Origin of the sequence: Amycolatopsis sp. A133 (assembly GCF_031082405.1) — a bacterium.
Taxonomy (GTDB): domain Bacteria; phylum Actinomycetota; class Actinomycetes; order Mycobacteriales; family Pseudonocardiaceae; genus Amycolatopsis.
Window position 1 is genome coordinate 663952 of the sequence record NZ_JAVHJU010000004.1, and the last position, 20724, is coordinate 684675.

The following is a 20724-nucleotide window of genomic DNA, read 5'->3' on the forward strand; positions in this document are numbered from 1 at the left end:
GCTCCTCCCGGCTCGAGGCGGTTCCGACCAGGACACCAGCGGCGGGAATATCTTCGGTGGATGAGCCCGACCAAGCCGGCGCCCGGCCGGAAGAGCGTCGCGGTGGTCGGCGCGGGTGCCGCCGGGGTCCTTGTCGCCGGCCGGCTCCTCGACCTGGCGGCCCGGCGGCGGATACCCCTCGACGTCGTGCTCATCGGCCCGGGTGAGCCCGGCCACGGGGTCGCCTACGGGACACGGGCCCCCGAGCACCTGCTCAACGTCCCCGCCGGGAAGCTGGGTGCCACCACCGACGACCCGGCCGGCTTCGCGAGGTGGACCGGGGGCCCGCCCGGCGAGTTCGTCGCGCGGGAGCACTTCGGCGCCTACCTGGCCGGCTACCTGCGGGCCGTCGCCCGCCACAGCGAACCCGGCCGGCTGTGGCGGGTCCGCGAGGAAGTCGCCCGTATCCGGCGCAGGTCCCCGGGGCTGAGCCTGGAGTCGGGGTCCGGCGTGCGGTTCGCGGCGGCGGCCGTCCTCGCGATCGGGGCAGGCTCCCCCGGCGTCAGGTGGGCACCGGACTCCCTCCGCGCCGGTGGACGGTTCGTCGCCGACCCGTGGGTTCCCGGCGCACTGGAAGACATTCCGCCCGCCGAGGACGTCCTGCTGGTCGGCACCGGGCTGACCATGGTCGACATGGCCCTGACGCTCGATCGGCCCGGACGGGTGCTCCACGCGGTGTCCCGGCACGGTCTCCTCCCCCGTCCGCACGCGGCGGCGCCGGTGCCCCCGGTGGCGCTGCCGGGCACTGCGGACGACCTGGCTTCGTTGCGGCTGCTGGTTCGCGACCACCTCGGGAAGTGCCTGCGCGAGACGCGCGACTGGCGCCCGGCCGTCGACGGGATCCGGCCGCGGACCGCCGAACTGTGGCAGCGGCTTTCCGCCGCCGACCGACGGCGGTTCCTCGCCGAGGACCACGCGTATTGGGAGGTGCTCCGCCATCGCATGCCACCGTCGTCGGCCGCCGGGCTGGCGCGGATCCGGCGTGCGGGACGGCTCACCGTCAGCCGGGGCGAGGTGCTGGCCGCCGAAGGTGGCGAGGTGGCACTGACCGGCGGCCGCGTCCGGGTGGGTGCCGTGGTCAACTGCACCGGTCCGGACCCCGACGCCAAGCGGAACCCCCTGGTGGCCCGGCTCGTGGCGGACGGTCTGGCCGCACCCGGGCCGCTGGGCATCGGCCTCGCGACCGCTCCCGACGGCCGGCTCCGGCCGACGAACGCACCACTGTGGACGCTGGGCGCGCCGCGCAAGGGCGACCTCTGGGAAACGACGGCCATCCCCGAGATCAGGCGGGCCGCCGACGACCTCGCCCGCTCGCTGGTCGCCGACGTCATCTCCGTCGACGACGGGGAGGGCCGGCCCGCGTGACCGGGCGGACGGTGTGGCTCACCGGGCTGCCGAGCGCGGGGAAGTCCACCATCGCGCAGGGGGTCGCCCGGCTGCTGCGGGCCGACGGAACTCCGGTCGAGGTTCTCGACGGTGACGAGATCCGTCGCCACCTCACGCCCGATCTCGGGTTCGGCCGCGCGGACCGCGAGGAGAACGTCCGCCGGATCGGGTACGTGGCGGTCCTGCTGGCGCGCAACGGGATCACGGTACTGGTGCCGGTGATCGCGCCCTACGCGGCGGGCCGGGACAAGATCCGGGCCCGGCACGCCGAACAGGGCATTTCGTTCCTGGAAGTGTACGTGGCCACCCCGGTGAGCGTGTGCGCGAGCCGGGACGTGAAAGGGTTGTACGCACGCCAGAAGTCCGGCGACCTGACCGGCCTGACCGGGGTGGACGCCCCGTACGAGCCGCCCGCGCGGCCCGAGCTGCGTGTCCCCGCCCACCGGCAGCCCGTCCAGGCGTCCATCCGTGCCGTGTACGAGCTGCTGTCGACGTGACCGCGCGCTGTGCGTCGGTCGAGCGCCGTGGTTTCCCCGGGTCCGCACTACACCAAGTCGCCTGCCGCGGACCGGCATCGAGCTCGGAGGACCGCCTTGCACGCCGCTGGACCTGCGCGTCCTTGCGGCGGAGTTCCGTGCCTTCCGCTGCCCCGCCGGGCACCCTGCAGGAGACCCCGAACCAGGACTACGGCGTCCGCGAGCTCGTGTGACGGGATCGGGGTTCGGTCGGCGAGAATGCGCCGGTGAGGTCACTCAACCGAGCGTTGATCCGGTGAGCCTGCTTGTCCGGGGCCGCTCGTCGCTTTGATGTCGCGGCGTCAGACCGTCGTGACCTTGCTCTTGTCGTAGAACTTCACTTCCCCGGTGGCCGGGAAATGGATGCCGACACAGTAGACATGAGCGTTTCCGGAGCCGAAGCTCTTGCCTTCGTCGACGACCCATCCGAGATCGTCGCGGTCGAGGACCTTCACTTGCCGCGGCCCCTGTCGTTCTTCGTTCGCGAACTGCATGTCGTCTCCTGTTCGAAGAGGCCGTGCACGGGCGATAGCACACTACGTGATCTCCTCGGCCCCACGGAATACCGAAGACACCGCCGCCGGCGGACGCGGGCCGGGGGTCCCCGCTCAGCGGCGTGGTGACATCCCGGGCACGCTGGAGCTCGCCAAGTCCGTGTCGGACCGGGTGGTGACATCGCGGAAAGGTGAACGCCCATGACAGCCGATCGTCCGGTGAGCCGGGAGCAGGAGTCCTCCGAGGAGGTCTTGTCCGTGGTTCCCTACGGTCTTCGGGTCGCGGCTGCCGTCTCTTGGCGCGCGCTGGTCGTCGCGGGTGCCCTGACCGTCGTGGGCTTCCTGGCCGTCAAGCTGGCCTCGGTGGTGGTTCCGGTCGCCGTCGCCCTGCTGCTGGCCGGCCTGTTCGCGCCTGCCGTTTCGTGGCTGGCGGTCAGGAAGGTCCCGCGCGGGCTGGCGACCGCGATCGTGCTGGTCGTGGGCATCGCGGTGGCCGGTGGCGTTGTCACGTTCGTGGTCATCACCGTCACCGTGGGCATGCCCGGCTTGATAGATCAGGTCACCGCGAGCGTGACGGACCTGCACACCTGGCTGCGGACCGGGCCGCTGCACCTGAGCCAGGGCCAGCTCGACGAGATGCTCGGCAACCTGACCGCCATGCTCGGCCGGAACAAGTCGGTCATCGCCTCGGGGGCGCTCACCACGGCGGTGACCGTGGGCGAGCTGCTCGCCGAGTTCGTGCTGGTGGTGTTCTGCCTGATCTTCTTCCTCGCCCAGGGCCGCGCGATCTGGGTGTTCGTCCTGCGAGCCGTGCCGGCACGCCTGCGTGACCGCGTCGACGTCGCCGGGCGCAGCGGGTTCACCACCCTGGCGCACTACATCCGCGGCACGGCGGCCGTCGCGTTCGTCGACGCCGCCGGTATCGGCCTCGGGCTGGTCATCATCGGGGTCCCGCTGGCGGCTCCGCTGAGCACGCTGGTTTTCCTCGGCGCGTTCGTCCCGGTCATCGGCTCGGTGATCGCCGGCGCGGTCGCCGTCCTCGTGGCGCTCGTGACCAACGGCGCATGGTCGGCGGTGATCGTGCTCGCCGTCGTGGTCGGTGTGATGCAGATCGAAAGCCATGTCCTGCAGCCGCTGTTGCTGGGGCGGGCGGTCCGGCTGCATCCGCTGGCCGTCGTCCTCGCTCTTGCGGCCGGGCTCGTCGCCGCGGGCGTCGTCGGCGCTCTGCTGGCTGTGCCGCTGGTGGCGGTCTTCAGTTCGGGCGTGCGGAGCTTGACCGCTGGGCCGGATCCGGAGTGAGCGTTCGAGGTGTACCACCTGTGGGGCTTTCGGTGGTACACCTCGCGGCTCAGTCGGTGGCGGGTTGGGGACGGGTGTGGCGTTGCTGGGCTTCGTGGAGCTGGTCTTCGAGGGTGATGATGCGGCAGGCGGCGTCGATGGCGGTGCCTTCGTCGACGAGGTGCCGTACTCGTGCGGCGATGCGCAATTGGTGGCGGGAGTAGCGGCGGTGCCCGCCGGTGGAGCGTTGTGGTTTGATCAGCCCGGTTTCGTCGAGGCTGCGCAGGAAGTTCTGGGTGGTGCCGAGCATTTCGGCGGCCCGGCCCATCGTGTAGCCGGGGTAGTGTTCGTCGTCGAATTTGTCGGCCGCGGGCGTGGCCGGGTGGTATTGGTCAGGGATCATTCGGCCTCCGCATGACAAGGGACCCCGGGTGCCATGCACGGCACCCGGGGTCCCAGGGTTGGGTTTCACCATTGTCGGCCGGCGCGACCGCCGGCTTCCTGTACTCGCGTCCGGCCGGGAGGCCGCTGACGCGGGGATCGCTGATTCGTAACCGAGAACCACCTGCCAATCCGATGGGACTGCGGTACCCGCGCGGCGCTACTGCCCAGCCGCTGCGGGCGATCCAATGATGGGCCCTGTCCCTTCTTTCCTGTGTTTCCTTCTTGCTGTGTCCTGCTGTCGCGGTCGTCACCGGCTGGAACCCTTTCACCGATCGGCCCCAGCACGCGCAACACCGCGGCCACTGCCCGGAACCCCTTACCCTGCTCGGTCCCGGCCACCTGGCTTACTTCACTGCCTACTGCGATCTAGCCAACTACGGGTACTGCTGCTACTGCGGACTAACTGACTACTGGGTACTGCCTTGCTCCGCGGGCACTCGAACTCCGCCCACGTCCTGCACTGCTTCACTTCACCGGGACCGCTACCTCTGACTTCATCTTCACAACCCGGTCCCGGGCACTGCTTCGGTCACCAGCCGAGACCTGTTCACTGATTGGCCCCGTCCTGCCTGACCGCTTGTCTCACTTCGCGGGTAGTTACGTCCTCTCCCGCGCCTGCTTGACGTTGTCTCTCTCGGTACGAGAAGGACTCTACACACACCCAACGCCGAATGTCTAACCCACCCGACATAGATTTACTGCGCGACCCGAACGAGTGACGTGTGCTCCCGGACGGCTCAGCTGATGAACCCGGCCGCCTTGAGCCAGTCGCGGGCCACCAGGCCGGGCTTCTGGCCGTCGACGCTGACCTTCTTGTTCAGGTCGGTGAGCGTGGCCGTGTCGAGCTTCGCGGCGATCGGGGTGAAGACCTGCTCCAGCTGCGGGTACTTCTGCGCGACGCCGGCGGCGATCGCGATGGCGGGGTTGTACGTCGGGAAGAAGTGCTTGTCGTCCTCCAGCACCGTCAGGTGCTGCCCCGCCACTCGCCCATCGGTGGAGGCGACCGAGCCGAAGCCGCAGGTGTCCCCCTTGCCGATGCTGGAGTAGACGACGGCGTCGTTGAGCACGTGCACCTGCGGCTCGGGCAAGGTGAACCCGTAGGTCTTCGCCAGGCCGGGGAACCCGTCGTCGCGGCTCTTGAACTCCGGGCCGATGCACGTCGAGGCCGCGGCCGGGTCCCGTTTCACCAAGGCCGCGTAGTCCGAGATCGTCTTCACCCCGGTGCGGGCGAGCGCCGCCGGATTGGCGGCGAGGGCGTAGGTGTCGTTGGCCGGCGAGCGGGCCCACCAGGTCACCCCGTTGGCGGCGTCGGCCTGCTTGACGGCGTCGTACTGCGCCTGCGCGTCGGCGATCGGCTCGGTCTGCTTGAGGTAGCTGATCCAGGCGGTGCCGGTGTACTCCCAGTACAGGTCGACCGCGCCGCTGGTGAGGGCCTGCCGGACGTTGCTCGAGCCGGTGATGTTGGTCTTGTCCTGCGGGCTCGCCCCGGCCGCCTGCAGCGCGACCAGGGCAATCTGCCCCAGCAGCAGCTGCTCGTCGAACTCCTTGGAGCTGACGCGGATCTGTGCGCCGGCCAGCGCGTCGATCTTCTTGATGGACCCCGCCCCCACCTGGGCGCCGGTCTGTTCCTTGCCGATCGTGCAACCGGCCGCGAGCGCCGCGGCCGCGGCGAGCGCGACGACCGCGGCCGTCGCGCGCTGGGACATCCTCATGGATCGGTCCTCCTCGGATCGTGGGGAAGAGCTACAGACCGCGCGGGTGCAGGACCTCCTCGGCGACCAGGCCCAGCCAGTCGGCGAAGAGCGCCAAAGCGGCGACGACGATGCCGAAGGTCAGGCTGAGGATCGGGCGGTACAGGCCGATTCCGGCGACGAGCCCGCCGCCGAGGCCGCCGCCGTCGATGAAGGTCGCCAGCGTCGCGCTCGCGACGGTGAGCACGAGCGCCGTCCGGACGCCGGCGAGGATCACCGGGACGGCCAGCGGCAGCTCGATCCGCCACAGGATCGCCGTCTTCGTCATGCCCATGCCCCGCGCGGCGTCGACGAGGGTCGGGTCGACCCCGTCGAGGCCGACGATCGTGTTGCGCAGCACCGGCAAGGTCGCGTAGACGACCAGCGCCGTCACCGCCGTCGCGGTTCCCGTGCCGATCCAGAGCGCGAGCAGCACGACCAGCCCGATCGACGGGATCGCCTGGCCGAGGTTGCCCAGACCCAGGCCGATCGGCCGGACCCACCGGGCGCCGGGGCGGGTGAGCAGGACGCCCAGCGGGAGGGCGAGGGCGATGGTGCACACCGTGGAGATGAGCGTGAGCCGCACGTGCGCGCCCAGCTCGGCGAAGATCTCCTCGGCGTTGAGATAGCGCTGCTCGATCGAGTCGAGCGGGTGCGCGCGCACGAGCAGGAAGAGCGCCAGCAGGGCGAGGGTGAGCAGCACCGGGCGCACCAGCAGCCCGAGCCGGCGCCGGCGGTGCCGCGGGGGCGGCCCGCTGTCCCGGCCGGGTGACGCCTGGGCGTCCGGGACCGCGGGCGGCGGTACCTCGGCCGCGGGCCGCAGCGCCGCGACGAGGCCGGGCACGTCGCACACCCCCAGCGCACGTCCGGTGCCGTCCTCGGTCACCACGACCGCGGTGCTGCCGGTGCGCACCATCGTGTCCAGCACGTCCCGCAGGGTGGCTTCGCGCGAGACCGGTGGCAGTCCGCCGGCCGCGGCCGGCGGCCGAAGCTCCAGGTCGGCCACCCGGATCAGCCCGAGCCGCTTCAGGTTCCTCTTCGAACCGGCGAAGGCGGCGACGTAGTCGTCGGCCGGCGCGGCGAGGATCGCCTCGGGTGTGTCGTACTGCGCGATCTCCGAGCGTGGCCGCAGCACGGCGATCCGGTCGCCGACCTTGAGCGCTTCGTCGAAGTCGTGCGTGACGAACACGATCGTCTTGCGCACCTGCCGCTGCAGGCGCAGGAACTCGTCCTGCAGCCGGGCACGCGTGATCGGGTCGGTGGAACCGAACGGCTCGTCCATCAGCATGACCGGCGGGTCCGCGGCCATCGCCCGCGCCACGCCGACGCGCTGCTGCTGGCCGCCGGAAAGCTCCCGCGGGTACCGGCTGCCGTGCTCGCGGGTCAGGCCGACGACGTCGAGCAGCTCGCGCACGCGGCCGGCGATGCGGCGGCGGCTCCAGCCGAGCAGCCGCGGCACCACCCCGATGTTGGCGTCCACCCGCAGGTGCGGGAAGAGCCCGACCTGCTGGATGACGTACCCGGTGTGCCGCCGGTGTTCGTCGAGGTCCAGTGCGGACACGTCGGTCCCGCCGATCGTGACGACGCCCGAGGTGGGCTCGACGAGCCGGTTGATCATCCGCATGGTCGTCGTCTTGCCGCACCCCGACGGGCCGGTCAGCACGACGATCTCCCCCGCGGGGATCCGCATCGTCAGGTGTTCGACCGCGGGCCGCGCCTGTCCGGGATAGTGCTTGCCGAGGTCCCGCAGCTCGATCGTCTCGCCGCCGGCTCCGGCCGCTTCCCCGGACGTCTCCGGAGCCGCCCATCGGCGGGCGCGCGGACGTCGCCGGGTGGTCAGCTTGCCGACCACCACGAAGGCCAGGTCGAACAGCAGCGCCAGCACCACGATCCCCAGGGTTCCGGTCAGCACCTGGTTGAGCGAGTTGACCGAGCCGAACCGGCCGAGCCCGTCGAAGATCTCGTTGCCCAGCCCGGGGCCCTTGACGTACGCGCCGATGGCCGCGATGCCGATCGTAAGCTGCGTCGAGACCCGGATGCCGGAGAGGATCACCGGCCAGGCCAGCGGCATCCGCACGCGCCACAGCAGCCGCACGCGGCCGTGACCCATGCCGCGCGCGGCGTCCACCACGGCCGGGTCGACGCCGCGCAACCCGACGATCGTGTTGCGCGTGATCGGCAGGAGTGCGTAGAGCACCAGCGCGAACAGGACGTTCGTCAGCCCCAGCCCGAACGGGCCGATCAGGATGCCCAGCAGCGCGATCGACGGGACGGTCAGGAACGCCGCGGTCGTCGTGGTCGCCACCGACCCGAGCCACCGCCGCCGGTAGGTGAGCACGCCGATCGTCATCCCGGTCAGCACCGCCAGCACCACCGCGGCGAGGGTGAGGTCCACGTGGAGGATCGCGTCGTTGACGACGTCGATCCAGTTTTCGCGGAGGTACTCCGACAGGCTCAGTGGCGCACTCCTCGACGTCGCGGGAGGCGGAAATCGACCGACCACCCCCGGGTCCGGCTGGGCCTCAAGCCCAGCACGTCCGCGGGTTCCTGTCCACCGCCCGGCCGGCTGCCGCCGGTTCACCGCGAAATCCGGGTCCGCTGCGCGGCGGTGGTGCCGTCGCGCAGCGGACCCGCGGCCTCTATGTCACCGCAGGCTCCATTGCTGGTTGGCCTGGCCACCGCAGGACCAGAGGATGATCTTCGTACCGTTGGCCGTGCCCTGCGCGTTCGCGTCGACGCACAACCCCGACTGGACGCCGGTGATCGTGCCGTTCGTGTTGACGTTCCACTGCTGGTTCACCTGGTTGTGGCAGTCCCAGATGATCACCTGCGTGCCGTTGGCCGTGCCTTGCCCGGACCCGTCCAGGCACTTGTTCCCGTAGACCATCAGCTGCTTGCCCGCGGTGTAGGTCCACTGCTGGTTCGTGGCCTGGCCGGTGCAGTCCCGCAGCTGCACCTGGGTCCCGTTGGCCGTCGACGAGTTCGGCACCTCCACGCACCGGCCGGACGGCTTCCCCACGATCTGCTTGCCCGACGACGGGGTGCCGGGCTGGCCCACACCGGATCCGGTGAAGTGGACCCAGTTGACGTTGAACAGGTAGGCGGCACCGCTCTGGCCGGCGGGGTTGCGGGCGACGAAGTAGAGCTTCCCGGTGCCGGCAGGCGGGTTCGACAGGCTGACCGTGAACTCCTGCCAGTTCTGCCAGCCGCCGGTGCCGGTGATCGGCACCGACGTGACCAAGGCGCCGTCCGGCGCGTTGCGGCGCACCTCCAGCGTGCCGCCGGCGCCGCCCGATGACGCCCGGACGTGCAGACCGGTGATGTTGTCGAGAGCCAGCGGGTCGAAGGACCACCAGTCGCCGTCCTGGACGAACGCCGCGCTGCTGCCGCCGCCGGTCGGATCCGTCGTGGCTTCCACCGTGACGCCCGCGGTGTCGGTGCCCTTCCCGTCCGCGGTGCGGCCGGTGGCGCCGAAGAACTCGGCCTGCTTCATCTTGGGCTGCAGGATCACCTGGGCGCGCCCGGTGACCGGGCCGGCTCCCCCGGCTCCGCCCTTGTCGGTGTAGGACGCTTCGACGACGTAGAAGAGGTTGTCGTTCTCGTTGTGTCCCGACGAAAGGGTGGTCTGCACCTGGGCGGTGCACCCCTGGTACTGGTCGAGCGGGTGCCCGTGCTCGTCGTGGCCGAGGTAGGCCTGGACGGTCACCTGCGAGCAGTCGATCGTCCCGTCCTCCGGGTCGGAGACCGTGACGGCGAAGTTCACCGCGTCGCCCCACTCGAACAGCCCGCCGGTCGGCGGAGCCGTGATGGTGAGCGTCGGTGCGGTGTTGCCCGAGGTGACCGCGACGCTCGCCGTCCCGGTGGCGCCGGCCGAGTTGGTCACGGTCAGCACCGCGGTGTAGTTGCCGGCCGCGTAGGTGTGGCTGGGGTTCGCCTCGGTGGAGGTGGTGCCGTCGCCGAAGTTCCAGCTGTACCGCAACGTGGATCCACCCGGGTCGGCCGAGCCGGCGCTGGAGAAGTTCACGGTGAGCGGGTCGGGCCCGCTGGTGCGGTCCGCGGTGGCCTTCGCGACCGGCGCGGCCGAGCCGCCGCCGAGGTAGTCGACCCGGACGATGGCCGCGTCGCTGTTGCCGCCGCCGTACCCGGTGCCCCACTCGATGACGTAGAGCGCGCCGTCCGGGCCGAACTCGAAGTCCATCGGCCGGTTGAACTTCACCGACGGCAGCAGCGGGTCGATCGAGGTCACGTTCGTGCCGCCGCTGTCGAGCTGGAAGGTGAACATCGAGCTGGTGTTCCACTCGGCGAAGACCGCGCGGCCGTCGAAGTCCACCGGCCACTTGCGCGCCGACGCGAGGCCGGGGTCGAACCGGTAGACCGGCCCGGCCATCGGCGCCCCGCCCGACAGCTGCGGGAAGTGCGCCGGGTCGGCCTGGTAGTGGTAGTACACCTGGGCCGGGATGGCCGGCGGCAGCTTCGTCAGCCCGGTGTTGTTGGGTGAGCTGTTGGTCGGGCCGCCGGCGCAGTCGAACTTCGCGCCGGACGCGCCGGTGGCGAAGTTGTACTGGTTGTAGGGCAGGTTCGGGCCGATGCAGTACGGCCACCCGGCGTTGCCCGGCTTGCTGACGACGTCCCATTCCACGGTGTTCTGGGGCCCGCGGTTCGGGTTGGCCGATCCGGCGTCCGGGCCGTAGTTGGCGACCAGGGGGTAGCCGGTCTTCGGGTCGAGGCCCATCCGGAACGGGTTGCGCTCACCCATCATGTAGATCTCCGGGCGCGTGCCGGCCGTGCCGGGGGCGAACAGGTTGCCCGAGGGGATCGTGTAGGTGCCGCCGGCTTCCGGGTGGATCCGCAGGAGCTTGCCGGACAGGCTGTTGGTGTTGCCCGCGGTGCGCTGGGAGTCCCAGTTCGCGCGCCCGGAGCGCTGGTCGAGCGGGCTGTAGCCGTCCGAGGCGAACGGGTTGGTGTTGTCCCCCAGCGCCAGCCACAGGTTGCCGTTCTTCTTGTCGATGACCAGACCCGCGCCGTGGTGGCAGCATTCGGCGCGCTGCACGGGCACGTCCAGCACGACCTTCTCGGTCGACTGGTTGATGGTGTCGCCGCTGACGGTGAACCGGCTCAGCCGGTCGACGTTGCCGGCGTTGTTCGGCGAATAGTAGACGTACACCCATTGGTTGGTGGCGAACCCCGGGTCGAGCGCGATGTTGAGGCCGCCGGACTCGTTGGCCGTGAAGACGTTCAGGTGCGTCGCGAGGACCGCGGTGCCGTTGGGCTTGACGACCTTCACGTCACCGAGCCGGTCGATGTAGAACACCCGCCCGTCCGGGGCCACGTCCAGCGCCATCGGGTTGGACGTTTCGGTGTGCAAGGTGACCTTCTGGAACTTCGAGTCCGGCGGCAGCGCCGCCGCGGCGGCCGTCGTACCCACGGGGGTCGTGAACACCGGCACCAGGGCGGCGGTCAGCACCGCGGCCACCGCCAGTGCGCCGCGGCGCAGCGCGGAAGATCCGGACATGGCTCTCCTCGGGGCGAAGGGGTGGCGAGAACGGTTCAGCGCAGGGACCACTGCTGGTTGGCCTGCCCGCCGCAGGACCACAAGATGATCTTCGTGCCGTTGGCCGTGCCGCGGCCGGAAGCGTCCAGGCACAGGTTCGACTGGGCACCGGTGATCGTGTTCGCGTTAACATTCCACTGCTGATTGGGTTGCCCGGTGCAGTCCCAGATGATCACCGGCGTGCCGTTGGCCGTACCGCGACCGGAGGCGTCCAGGCACTTGTTCCCGTACACCGTCAGCTGCTTGCCCGCGGTGTAGGTCCAGGTCTGGTTCGCCTGCCCGGCGACGCAGTCCCGCAGCTGCACCTGGGTGCCGTTCGCCGTCGAGGCGTTCGGCACCTCCACGCACCGGCCCGACTGCGCGCCCACGACCTGCTTGCCCGACGGCGGGGGCGTGGTGGTGACCGAGCAGTCCGCGGGAACCGCCCCGGCCGCGGTCCGGATCCCGCCCAGCAGCAGGTGCAGGAAGTTCGGTTCGCCGAAGCTCTCGGCGGTGTGCCCCATGCCGGTGTACCAGGCACGGCCGCCGTCGAAGTCGTGGCACCACGTGGTGGGGTGGTCGGCACCCATCGTGGCCCCCGAGTAGCTGGACTCGTCCACCGTCGTCAGGACGTGGACGGCCGGACGCGGGTTCGCCCGGAAGTCGTACCACTCGTCGTAGTGGGTGTACTGCGCGGGCAGCCCCTGCGTGGACGGGTGATCCGGGTCCGCCACCTTCACGAGTGCGTTCTGCTGCGCGGGGTGCTGCTTGAAGTAGGCACCGACCAGCTGGCCGTACCAGGCCCAGTCGTACCCGCTGTCGGAAGCCGCGTGCACACCGGCGAACCCGCCGCCGCGCTCGATGTACCGCCGGAAGGCGTCCTTGCCGGCCTGCGTGCCGACCGGGTCGCCGGTCGTGGACAGGAAGACCACGGCGGCGTACGGGGCCAGGCCGGCATCGGTGAACACCGAGTCGTTTTCCGTGGCGTCGACCGCGAAGTCGTTCTGCTGGCCCAGTTGCCGGATCGCGGCGATCCCGGCCGGGATGGAGTCGTGCCGGAAGCCGGTGGTCTTGGAGAACACCAGGACCTTGAAAGCCGCCGCGGGTGCGGCGGACACGGGCGTCGCGGCCGCCAGCAGCAACACGGCGAGCAGGGTGGCCGCGCGCAGGGCACGAGACAGCGTCGTCACGGGTACTCCTGTTCAGGAGCGCAAGGAGCGCGCGGGGTGCGCGCTGTGAAGTCGCCCGATCACCGAACGGGCAAGGCCAACATAAGATTGCCCGGCGACGACGTCAATGCACGATGAAACTTACTCGCCCGCAACGAATGCGTGCACGGCGAGAACGCCGACAGTCCACAAAGGAATGATCACGGCTGTCTCGGCCGGACAAGCCGAAGAGGGCCCGGACGCGTCCGGGCCCTCTTCACGCCAGTGAGAGCCGGCTCAGGTGGTCGTGCGGCTGTCGTCCCGCTCGACGACCTGGCCGGCGCCACGCTTGCCGAACGCCGCCCACAGGTTGAACCCCACGATGCCCGCGCAGACCGCGAGCCACAGCCACATGAACGGCTTGCTCAAATCGAACTGCACGACGGCGAAGACGATCATCGCGACGCCGACGAGCGCGGCGAAGATCGCCGCGGGTTTGGACGGGCGGATACGGTACATATTCGCTCCCCAGTGCTCGATCGTGTGACGTGGGATTGCCCGCCGGGGCCACGCGGTAAACGTCGGCGGCCGGTCAGCGGATCACCGTCCACACCGGACCGCCGCCGGTCAGTAGTATCCGGGCGCGCCCGCGTCACCGCTCTCGAGCACCTCTCCGCCACCGGCGCCCGCCCACCAGGAGCGCAACCCCCGCCACGACCACCAGGCCCGCCACCGCCAGCACCGTCCCCAACGACGCCGGCGACTCCGCTGCGGCCGCCGCCCCGCTCGGAACCACCGGCTGGGCCTGCACCGCCCCTCCGCCGTTCAGGGCGATCGCCGGGGGCCGGATCGCGCCCCACGGCTGGTTCTCGCCCGCCGCCATCGGGGCCGGTGGCGGGCTGACCACCAGCCGTCCCGGCAACGTGAGCGTGCCGATCTCGTAGTCGGCAAAACCGCCCTGGCGCGCCGACACCCGCCAACTCCCGTCGTGCGGCACGGCAATCGCCGTCGCGTAGTGCGCGGGCTCGCGCAACGCGACACCCGGGAACACGACAGGATCGCCCTCCGCGGGCGTGAAAACGAGCGCGGTCGGCCCCAGTTCTCCGTAACTGGGGTGGGAACCGTGCTGCAGCACCCAATACCCGACGGTGTAGGGCTGTCCGGCCTGGACCGGGTCCGGTAGCGGGTCCAGGTAGGTCGTCGCCCAGTTGCCCGCCACGGCACCGGGCGCCGACACCAGCATGGCCACCAAGACGGCAGCGAACAGGGAAACGATTCGTGGCTTCATGCCCGCACTACACCGCGGAGCCCGGACCGGTTCCGGTGGAACCTCCCGGCCGCGGCCGGTGTAGAGGAGGGTGGAACACCAGCCGGAAGGGGCGGACGACGGACGACGACGAAGTGGTGGCCCGGATTCGCGACGGCGACCCGGCGTCCTACGGGACCCTGGTCGACCGGTACACCTCGCTCGCCCACCGGACGGCCTACCTGCTCGGCGCCGGGCACGAGGCCGAAGACGTCGTCCAGGAGGCGTTCGTGAAGGCCTTTCGGGCACTGCCGTCGTTTCGCCGTGGCGCCTCGTTCCGCGCCTGGCTGCTGCGCATCGTCGCGAACGAGACGCACAACCTCGTCCGCTCCCGGCGGCGGCGCGCCGCGACCGAACTGCGCGCCGCCAGCCTGGAACCGGTCCGTGCCGACGATCCGGCCGCACAGGCGATGGCGGACGCCGCCGGCTCGGCGCTGCTGGACGCGGTGCGGGCCCTGCCCGAGAAGAACCGGGCCGTCGTGGTCTGCCGGTACTTCCTCGACCTCACCGAAGCGGAAACGGCGGAGGTGCTCGGCTGCCCGCGGGGTTCGGTGAAGTCACGGGTGCATCGCGCGTTCGCCCGGCTGCGGGCGCAGCTGGCCGAGCCGGACCTGGAGGCGGTCGGTGACTGATCCCCAGGACGCGCGGCTGGCCGCCGCACTGCGTGCGCTCGGCGACCGCCTCGACGTGCCGACACCCCCCGACGTGCGCGCGGCCGTCCTGGCGCGGCTGCCCGCCCCGCCGCGACGGCGTCCGGCGGTGCCGCGCTGGGCCACCGTCGCCGCGGCGCTCGTGCTGGCGTTCGCCACGGCGGTCACACTGTCGCCCGCGGTGCGCGCGACCGTGACCGACCTGCTGCGGTTCGCCGGCATCGAGCTGCGCAGCGAACCCGGCCCCACCGTCCGCGGCCAAGGCCTGCTCCCCGGCGAGCGATCGGTGGACCTCGCCGACGCGCGCCGCCTCACCGCCTTCCCGATCGGGCTCCCGGCCGCACTCGGCGAACCGGACGACGTCCGGATCACCGGCGACCCGACACGCGTCGTTTCGGTGCTCTACCAAGACGGACCGGGACGACCGGCCGCCGTCCGGCTCGACGAGTTCGACGGGCAGCTCGGACCGGTCTTCGAAAAGTTCCTCGGCATGTCCGGCGGCCGCCGGGTGAACGTCGCCGGAGCACCGGCCATCTGGATCGACCGGCCCCACCCGCTGATGTACGTCGACCGGGCCGGGGAGTGGCGCACCGAAACGACCCGCCTCGCCGCGCAGTCGCTCGTCTGGCAACGCGGCACCGTCACCTACCGGCTCGAAGGCGCGTTCACCCCCGAAGCCGCCGTGCGGATCGCGGCGACGGTCTCCTGAACATCAGGCGCACTCAGCTGTCAGGCCGCGCTTCCAGCGCGTCCGCGAGGGCCGACGCGACGAGGGCAACGGACCCGTCCCCGTCGCGTCCCAGCTGCCGCAGAGCATCTCGGGCGGCAGCTCCCGGCAGCTCGGCCAACGCCTGGGCCAAGCGGATCCGCACCGCCGGGTCCGCGGGGTGGGCGGCGAGCTCGGCGGCCAGCAGGCCCATGATCCGGTCCGCGTGCCCGTCGTCCAGCGACAACGTGCCCAGCACCTCGGCCGCCTCGACGTCGTTCGTGCCTTCGACCACCATGGCGGCCAGCACCGGCACGGCGGCGATCGCGCCGCGCCGGCCCGAAGCCAGCGCGGCGAGCCGGCGCACGGCCGGATCCGGATCACCGAGCGCCTCCTCCAGCACCGCGCCCGCCTCGGCACCGGGCAGCTCGGCGATCGCCCGCACCGCACGCCGCCGGACCTCGGCGTCGCCGGAACGCAGCCCGGACGCCACGCTCCCGACCCCGTCACCGCCCGCCCGGGCCAGGGCCCACCGCAGAGCGCCGGCGACGTTCGGGTCGGCTTCGGCGAGGATCGCCCTGGCCAGCGGATCGACGGGAACGGGCACGTCCTCGGTCCGCGCCAGGACGGCCTGCTGCCGGCGGGCGGCACTGGGCGAGCCGAGACCCCGCAGGAGCTCGACCACACGCAGGACGTCCTGCCAGCCCGACGGCGCCGAAGCATCGATCGCCCGCAGGCGCTCGAGCAGTTCCCGCTCCCGGTGCAACCGGTCTTCGGTCCGCCGGACGAGGTCACCGACCAGCGCCGACGGCGTGAAGGCCGGATCCTCCAGCGCACGCCCGATCTGCCGCAGCGACATGCCGAGCGACCGCAGGCCTTCCACGTGGAAGATCCGCCGGATGTCCGCCGCGGAATACTCGCGGTAGCCACCCACGGTCCGGCCCGTCGGCCGCACCAGCCCCAGGGACTCGTAGTGCCGGAGCATCCGCGTGCTCACCCCGCAACGGCGAGCCACCTCGCCGATCAGCACCCGGCTCCCCCGGCCCGCTCCGGACCGAGCGCCACGATCCGGTCCGCCTCGTCGACGGCCAGGTCGAACCCGGCGTCGGGGTCGAGCAAGAGCCGCTCGGTGGCCCGGGCGTGCGCCCGCACCACCGGGTCGGCACTCGCCAGTCCCGCCCGCAAAGCCGGTTCGATCGCCTCCCCGAGCGCGACGAGCGCCCGGCTGAGGCTCAGCTGCACGGCCCGGTCACCACGACCGAGCTGCCCGCCCAGATCGGCGGCCAGCGCCGGCCGCTCCCCGGCGGGCACCAGCACGACAGCGGCACGCCACGCGCTCCGCGCGACCTCGTCGTCGGCGTCGTGCAGCAACGACCTGGTGATCGCGGGCCACGTCGACCGGTCCCCGATCTTCGACAGGGTGTGCAGCGCCTGGCTGCGCGCCTGAGCCCGCCCGGAACGGAGCTCGGCGAGCAACCGCGGCACCGTGTCCTCCGCCGGGAGCCGGGTCAACGCCCAGGTCAGCATGTCCCGCACGAAGAAGTCCGGCTCGATCGCGCACCGGGCAACGAGCACGTCCAGAAGAGCCGGGTCGGCGCGCGTGCCCGCCACCAGCGCCGCCTGCAGGCGCGTGGACGAATTCCCGGCGCCCAACGCGGCGAGCAGGCGCTCGTGGTGCTGGGCGTCGGTGTGTGTCGGGTTGATGGGGATCACCTCCTGCACCCAGTCAAGACCTTGCCACAGTGTCAAGGTCAAGCGCGCGGCATCAGGTCACGGTGAAGCTCGCCGTCAGCGTCGCCGCCGAGCTGGCACCGACGTACACCTCGATCTCACCCGGCTCCACCCGGAACCTCGCCGCGTTGTCGTAGAACCCGACGTCCTCGGGGGTCAAGGTGAACCGCACCGTCCTCGACGCACCCGCGGCCAAGGACACCCGCTGGAAGCCACGCAGCCGCCGGACGGGCTGGACGATGCTCGCGACCGGATCCCGCAGGTACAGCTGGACCACCTCGTCGCCGTCGCGGCCCCCGGTGTTGGTCACCTGGGCGCTCACCTCGAGCCGGCCACCGCGCGCCGGCATCCGGGTGGCCGACAGGCGCAGGCCGTCGATGCGGAACGTCGTGTACGACAGCCCGTGGCCGAACTCGTAGAGCGGACCGGACTCCAGGTCGAGGTACTTCGACGTGTACTTGCTGGCCGGATCGGCCGGACGTCCGGTGTTCTCGTGGTTGTAGTAGATCGGGATCTGACCGACCGCGCGCGGGAAACTCACCGGCAGCTTGCCCCCCGGGTTCACCGTGCCGAACAGGACGTCGGCGACCGCGTACCCGCCCTGCACACCCGGCGCCCACGCCTCGAGGATCGCCGGCGCGTGGTCGTGCAGGTACGGGATCGTCAACGGGCGGCCGTTGACCAGCACGACCACGAACGGCTTCCCCGTCTCCCCGATCGCGGCCACCAGCTGCTGCTGCACCCCCGGCAGGTCGATGCTGCTGCGCGCGGCCGCCTCTCCGCTCATCGCGGCGGTTTCGCCGACCACCACAACGGTCACGTCGGCCGCCCGGGCCGCCTGCTGCGCGGCGGCGAACCCGCTCGTGTCCGTGCCCTCGACCGCGCAGCCGGCCGTGAACGTCACCGCCGCACCCGGCGCCGCGGCCTTGATCCCGTCGACCACGGTCACCGGCGGAGTCGTCCCAGCACCGGTACCCAGCCCCGCCCAGGTGCCGTTCAAGTCGTAGGTCGCCGCACCGAGCGGCCCGACAACGGCCACCGAACCGACCGACTTCGCCAGCGGCAGCACCGGCCCGTCGTTCTTCAGCAGCACCATGCACCGCCCGGCCGCCTGCCGAGACGCGGCCAGCGCGGCCGGAGAAGGCACTTTCACCTCGCCGGCTTCCTCGACGTACGGCCGCTCGAACAGCCCCAGCCGGAACTTGACCAGCAGAATCCGGCGGACGGCGTCGTCGACCTGCTCCCGGGTGATCCGGCGCTCGGCCAGCAACCGCGCCCCGAACCGCCCGTAATTCGTGCTGACCATTTCCATGTCGACCCCCGCGGGCAGCGCCGCGGCCGCGGCATCCGCACCGTCCCCGGCCAGCCCGTGCAGGATCAGCTCCTCGACGCCGGTGTAGTCGCTGACCACGAACCCCCGGAAGCCGTAAGCACCCTTCAGCACGTCGTGCAGGACATAACCGTTGCCGTGCGCGGGCACCCCGCTGATGGTGTTGAAGCTCGCCATCACGGTCGCCACACCCGCCTCGACACTCGCCTTGAACGGCGGCAGGTAGAAGTTGTGCAGCCGCTGCACCGAGACATCGACGGTGTTGTAGTCCCGGCCGCCTTCCGCACCGCCGTAGGCGACGAAGTGCTTGGCACACGCGGCCAGCCGGTCCGGCGACGCGAGATCGTCACCCTGGTAACCGCGGACCTTCGCCACGGCCAGCCGCGCGGCCAGGTACGGGTCCTCACCGAAGCCTTCGGCGATACGCCCCCACCGCGGCTCGTGGGTCACGTCCATCATCGGGGCGTAGGTCCAGTGGATCCCGCTGCGCCGCGCCTCCCGAGCCGACACCGTCGCATCGGCGCCCGGCACACCCGGATCGAAGCTCGCGCCCTGAGCCAGCGGAATGGGGAAGTTCGTGGTGTAACCGTGGATGACGTCCAAGCCGAAGATCAGCGGGATGCGCAACCGGGTCTGCTCCACAGCGATGCGCTGCAACGCGTTGAGCTTCGTCGCACCCACAACCGAAAACACCCCACCGAGGCGGCCGGTCGCCAGCGCGGCCCGCGCGGCGGTTTCGGTGCCGACGAGCTGGAGCTGGCCGAGCTTCTCGTCGAGGGTCATCTTCCTGAGCAGCGCCTCGACCCGCCCATCACGCTCCGGCCGGGCGGCGGGATCGGCCCCGGCGGGCGGGGCGAGCAGCACCGCCGCTCCCCCGGCGGTGAGGAGGCCACCGACACCGGCGAGCAGGCTCCGCCGGTTCACCCCGTCGGCGGTTTCCGTGGCTTCGTGACTCTCGGGCTGTTCCATGGCGGGGACCTTTCGCGAGAGAAAGAGACCCAACAGGATAAGCACAGCAGGCCGGTTTCCTGGGCGGTTCGGATCGCGGCGTCTTTGGCTTCTGTTTTCGTTTTATGGCAGATTTTTTCGGAAACTAGCCATAGGGTATAGGGCGTTATACATCTTAGTTTGACGTCAGACTGGCCGGATCGGGACCCAGGGCCCGGTCCAGCAGTTCCCCCAGCTGATCGAGCTGCACCGCCGAAAGATCATGGAACGAGGACTCGACCACGGCGTCCACGAGGTCCTGGCCCTCGGCGCGCAGCCGGGCCCCCTCCCCCGTCAGCCGGTGCCGTACCGCCCGGCCCGGGCCGGGGACGCGTTCGATCAGGCCGCGCTCGGCCATCCGGGTGGCGAGCGAGCCGAAGGACTGGTCGGTCTGGAAGGTCAGCACCGCCAGCTCGTGCAGTGATGCGTCCGGGTGGCGGTGCAGGTGGCGGAGGGTGTCCCACTGCACGAGCGAGAGACCCAGTGGTGCCAGCGCGCGGCTCAAGGCGCGGTGGTGGCGGTGCTGCAGGCGCTTGACGGCCAGGGCGACGTCGCCGGGGCGGTACTTCATGCGATCACCTTAACCCAGGTTGCTTATCTAAAGAAGCTTATATAAGGTTCCTTAGGTACGCGCTCCGCGACCGAGAAGGAACCATGACGACGCTCCCCACCGCCGGCTCGCTCCGGCCCACCCGCACCGAAACCCGCACCCTCGGCCCGGCCGAGGTGACCCTGCAGGACCGCGACCGCACCCGCCCCTTTCTGCTCCTGCACGGAGGTGGCGGCGTCGCGACGATGACCGGGCTCGCCGACCTGCTCGCCGAACGCACCCACTCCCGGGTGTTGCTGCCCACCCACCCCGGCTTCGGCGGCACCCCGAAGGCCGCGAGCCTCACCGGCGTGACCGAACTGGCCGAGCTCTACGTGGCCCTGCTGGATGACCTCGATCTGACCGACGTCACGGTGATCGGCAACTCCTTCGGCGGCTGGCTGGCCGCCGAGATCGCCCTGCGGAAGAGCCCGCGGGTCAGCGGCGCGGTGATCATCGACGGGATCGGCATCGAGGTCGACGGGCACCCCCTCACCGACATCAGCGGCATGTCCCCCACCGAGATCCGGGCGCTCTCCTTCCACGACCCGGGCAAGGCACCCGTGCCGCCGGGCGGCGGCGGCACCGGACCGACCCCGGATGTGCGCGCCCTGATCGGCTACACCGGCCCCACGATGGCCGACCCGTCGCTCGCCGGGCGGCTCGGCGAGCTCGATCTCCCCGTGCACGTGGTGTGGGGCGAAAGCGACGGCATCGTCGACCCGGGGTACGGGAAGGCCTACGCCGCCGCCATCCCGCTTTCGACGTTCACCCTGCTTCCCCGCACCGGTCACCTGCCGCAGGTCGAGACGCCCGAGGAACTGCTGGGCGCCTTGCTGGACCTCGGCCGCTGACTCTGAG

At 71.3% G+C, this 20724-nt stretch carries 18 protein-coding genes; 6 read left to right on the top strand and 12 right to left on the bottom strand.

What is annotated here, in order from left to right; all coding sequences use genetic code 11:
- Positions 1-60: 60 nt before the first annotated feature.
- Both Q5425_RS07270 and cysC read left to right on the top strand, forming a co-directional pair.
- Positions 61-1404, top strand: coding sequence for an FAD/NAD(P)-binding protein (locus Q5425_RS07270; RefSeq protein WP_308671317.1), 1344 nt, complete (start codon positions 61-63; stop codon positions 1402-1404).
- Positions 1401-1922 carry an adenylyl-sulfate kinase gene (cysC, locus tag Q5425_RS07275; RefSeq protein WP_308671318.1) on the top strand — a complete coding sequence of 174 codons (522 nt, stop codon included), beginning with the start codon at positions 1401-1403 and terminating at the stop codon, positions 1920-1922. The genes Q5425_RS07270 and cysC overlap by 4 nt, the downstream gene beginning before the upstream one ends.
- A 320-nt stretch (positions 1923-2242) precedes the next feature.
- Here cysC and Q5425_RS07280 read toward each other — a convergent pair whose 3' ends face one another.
- A complete protein-coding gene (locus tag Q5425_RS07280) occupies positions 2243-2434 on the bottom strand; it encodes a hypothetical protein (RefSeq protein ID WP_308671319.1) in 192 nt (63 codons plus the stop codon).
- A gap of 201 nt (positions 2435-2635) precedes the next feature.
- Between Q5425_RS07280 and Q5425_RS07285 the strand changes: the two genes are divergently transcribed.
- A complete protein-coding gene (locus tag Q5425_RS07285) occupies positions 2636-3733 on the top strand; it encodes an AI-2E family transporter (RefSeq protein WP_308671320.1) in 1098 nt (365 codons plus the stop codon).
- 49 nt (positions 3734-3782) lie between these two features.
- Here Q5425_RS07285 and Q5425_RS07290 read toward each other — a convergent pair whose 3' ends face one another.
- From Q5425_RS07290 to Q5425_RS07330, 7 genes are all read right to left on the bottom strand, one after another.
- Positions 3783-4115, bottom strand: a complete 333-nt coding sequence (locus tag Q5425_RS07290; protein WP_308671321.1) for a helix-turn-helix domain-containing protein — start codon at positions 4113-4115, stop codon at positions 3783-3785.
- 778 nt (positions 4116-4893) lie between these two features.
- Complete coding sequence (locus tag Q5425_RS07295; protein WP_308671322.1) at positions 4894-5868, bottom strand: glycine betaine ABC transporter substrate-binding protein; 975 nt, start codon at positions 5866-5868, stop codon at positions 4894-4896.
- A 31-nt stretch (positions 5869-5899) separates the two neighbouring features.
- Entirely contained in the window at positions 5900-8389 is a 2490-nt protein-coding gene (locus tag Q5425_RS45715; RefSeq protein ID WP_396135130.1) for an ABC transporter permease subunit, read from the bottom strand.
- Between the two features lie 141 nt (positions 8390-8530).
- Positions 8531-11398: a PQQ-dependent sugar dehydrogenase gene (locus tag Q5425_RS07315; RefSeq protein ID WP_308671323.1), complete on the bottom strand. Its 2868-nt coding sequence runs from the start codon at positions 11396-11398 to the stop codon at positions 8531-8533.
- A 35-nt stretch (positions 11399-11433) separates the two neighbouring features.
- Entirely contained in the window at positions 11434-12606 is a 1173-nt protein-coding gene (locus Q5425_RS07320; RefSeq protein ID WP_396135131.1) for a ThuA domain-containing protein, read from the bottom strand.
- A gap of 255 nt (positions 12607-12861) precedes the next feature.
- Positions 12862-13083, bottom strand: a complete 222-nt coding sequence (locus Q5425_RS07325; protein ID WP_308671324.1) for a hypothetical protein — start codon at positions 13081-13083, stop codon at positions 12862-12864.
- Between the two features lie 133 nt (positions 13084-13216).
- Positions 13217-13852 carry a hypothetical protein gene (locus Q5425_RS07330; protein ID WP_308671325.1) on the bottom strand — a complete coding sequence of 212 codons (636 nt, stop codon included), beginning with the start codon at positions 13850-13852 and terminating at the stop codon, positions 13217-13219.
- A gap of 116 nt (positions 13853-13968) precedes the next feature.
- Between Q5425_RS07330 and Q5425_RS07335 the strand changes: the two genes are divergently transcribed.
- Together Q5425_RS07335 and Q5425_RS07340 are read left to right on the top strand one after the other, a co-directional pair.
- Positions 13969-14502, top strand: a complete 534-nt coding sequence (locus Q5425_RS07335; RefSeq protein ID WP_308671326.1) for a sigma-70 family RNA polymerase sigma factor — start codon at positions 13969-13971, stop codon at positions 14500-14502.
- Positions 14495-15229 carry a hypothetical protein gene (locus Q5425_RS07340; protein WP_308671327.1) on the top strand — a complete coding sequence of 245 codons (735 nt, stop codon included), beginning with the start codon at positions 14495-14497 and terminating at the stop codon, positions 15227-15229. Before Q5425_RS07335 ends, Q5425_RS07340 begins: the two co-directional genes overlap by 8 nt.
- Positions 15230-15242: 13 nt before the next feature.
- Here the strand turns inward: Q5425_RS07340 and Q5425_RS07345 are convergent, their stop codons facing one another.
- The 4 genes from Q5425_RS07345 to Q5425_RS07360 form a co-directional block, all read right to left on the bottom strand.
- Positions 15243-16256, bottom strand: coding sequence for a MerR family transcriptional regulator (locus Q5425_RS07345; protein WP_308671328.1), 1014 nt, complete (start codon positions 16254-16256; stop codon positions 15243-15245).
- Positions 16250-16939 carry a HEAT repeat domain-containing protein gene (locus Q5425_RS07350; protein WP_396135134.1) on the bottom strand — a complete coding sequence of 230 codons (690 nt, stop codon included), beginning with the start codon at positions 16937-16939 and terminating at the stop codon, positions 16250-16252. Before Q5425_RS07350 ends, Q5425_RS07345 begins: the two co-directional genes overlap by 7 nt.
- A gap of 52 nt (positions 16940-16991) precedes the next feature.
- Positions 16992-19256: a glycoside hydrolase family 3 N-terminal domain-containing protein gene (locus tag Q5425_RS07355; protein ID WP_308671330.1), complete on the bottom strand. Its 2265-nt coding sequence runs from the start codon at positions 19254-19256 to the stop codon at positions 16992-16994.
- Between the two features lie 154 nt (positions 19257-19410).
- Positions 19411-19845 (bottom strand): MarR family winged helix-turn-helix transcriptional regulator, encoded by a 435-nt coding sequence (locus tag Q5425_RS07360; protein ID WP_308671331.1) that lies wholly within the window; start codon positions 19843-19845, stop codon positions 19411-19413.
- 83 nt (positions 19846-19928) lie between these two features.
- Between Q5425_RS07360 and Q5425_RS07365 the strand changes: the two genes are divergently transcribed.
- Positions 19929-20717, top strand: coding sequence for an alpha/beta hydrolase (locus Q5425_RS07365; RefSeq protein ID WP_308671332.1), 789 nt, complete (start codon positions 19929-19931; stop codon positions 20715-20717).
- Positions 20718-20724: the final 7 nt, after the last annotated feature.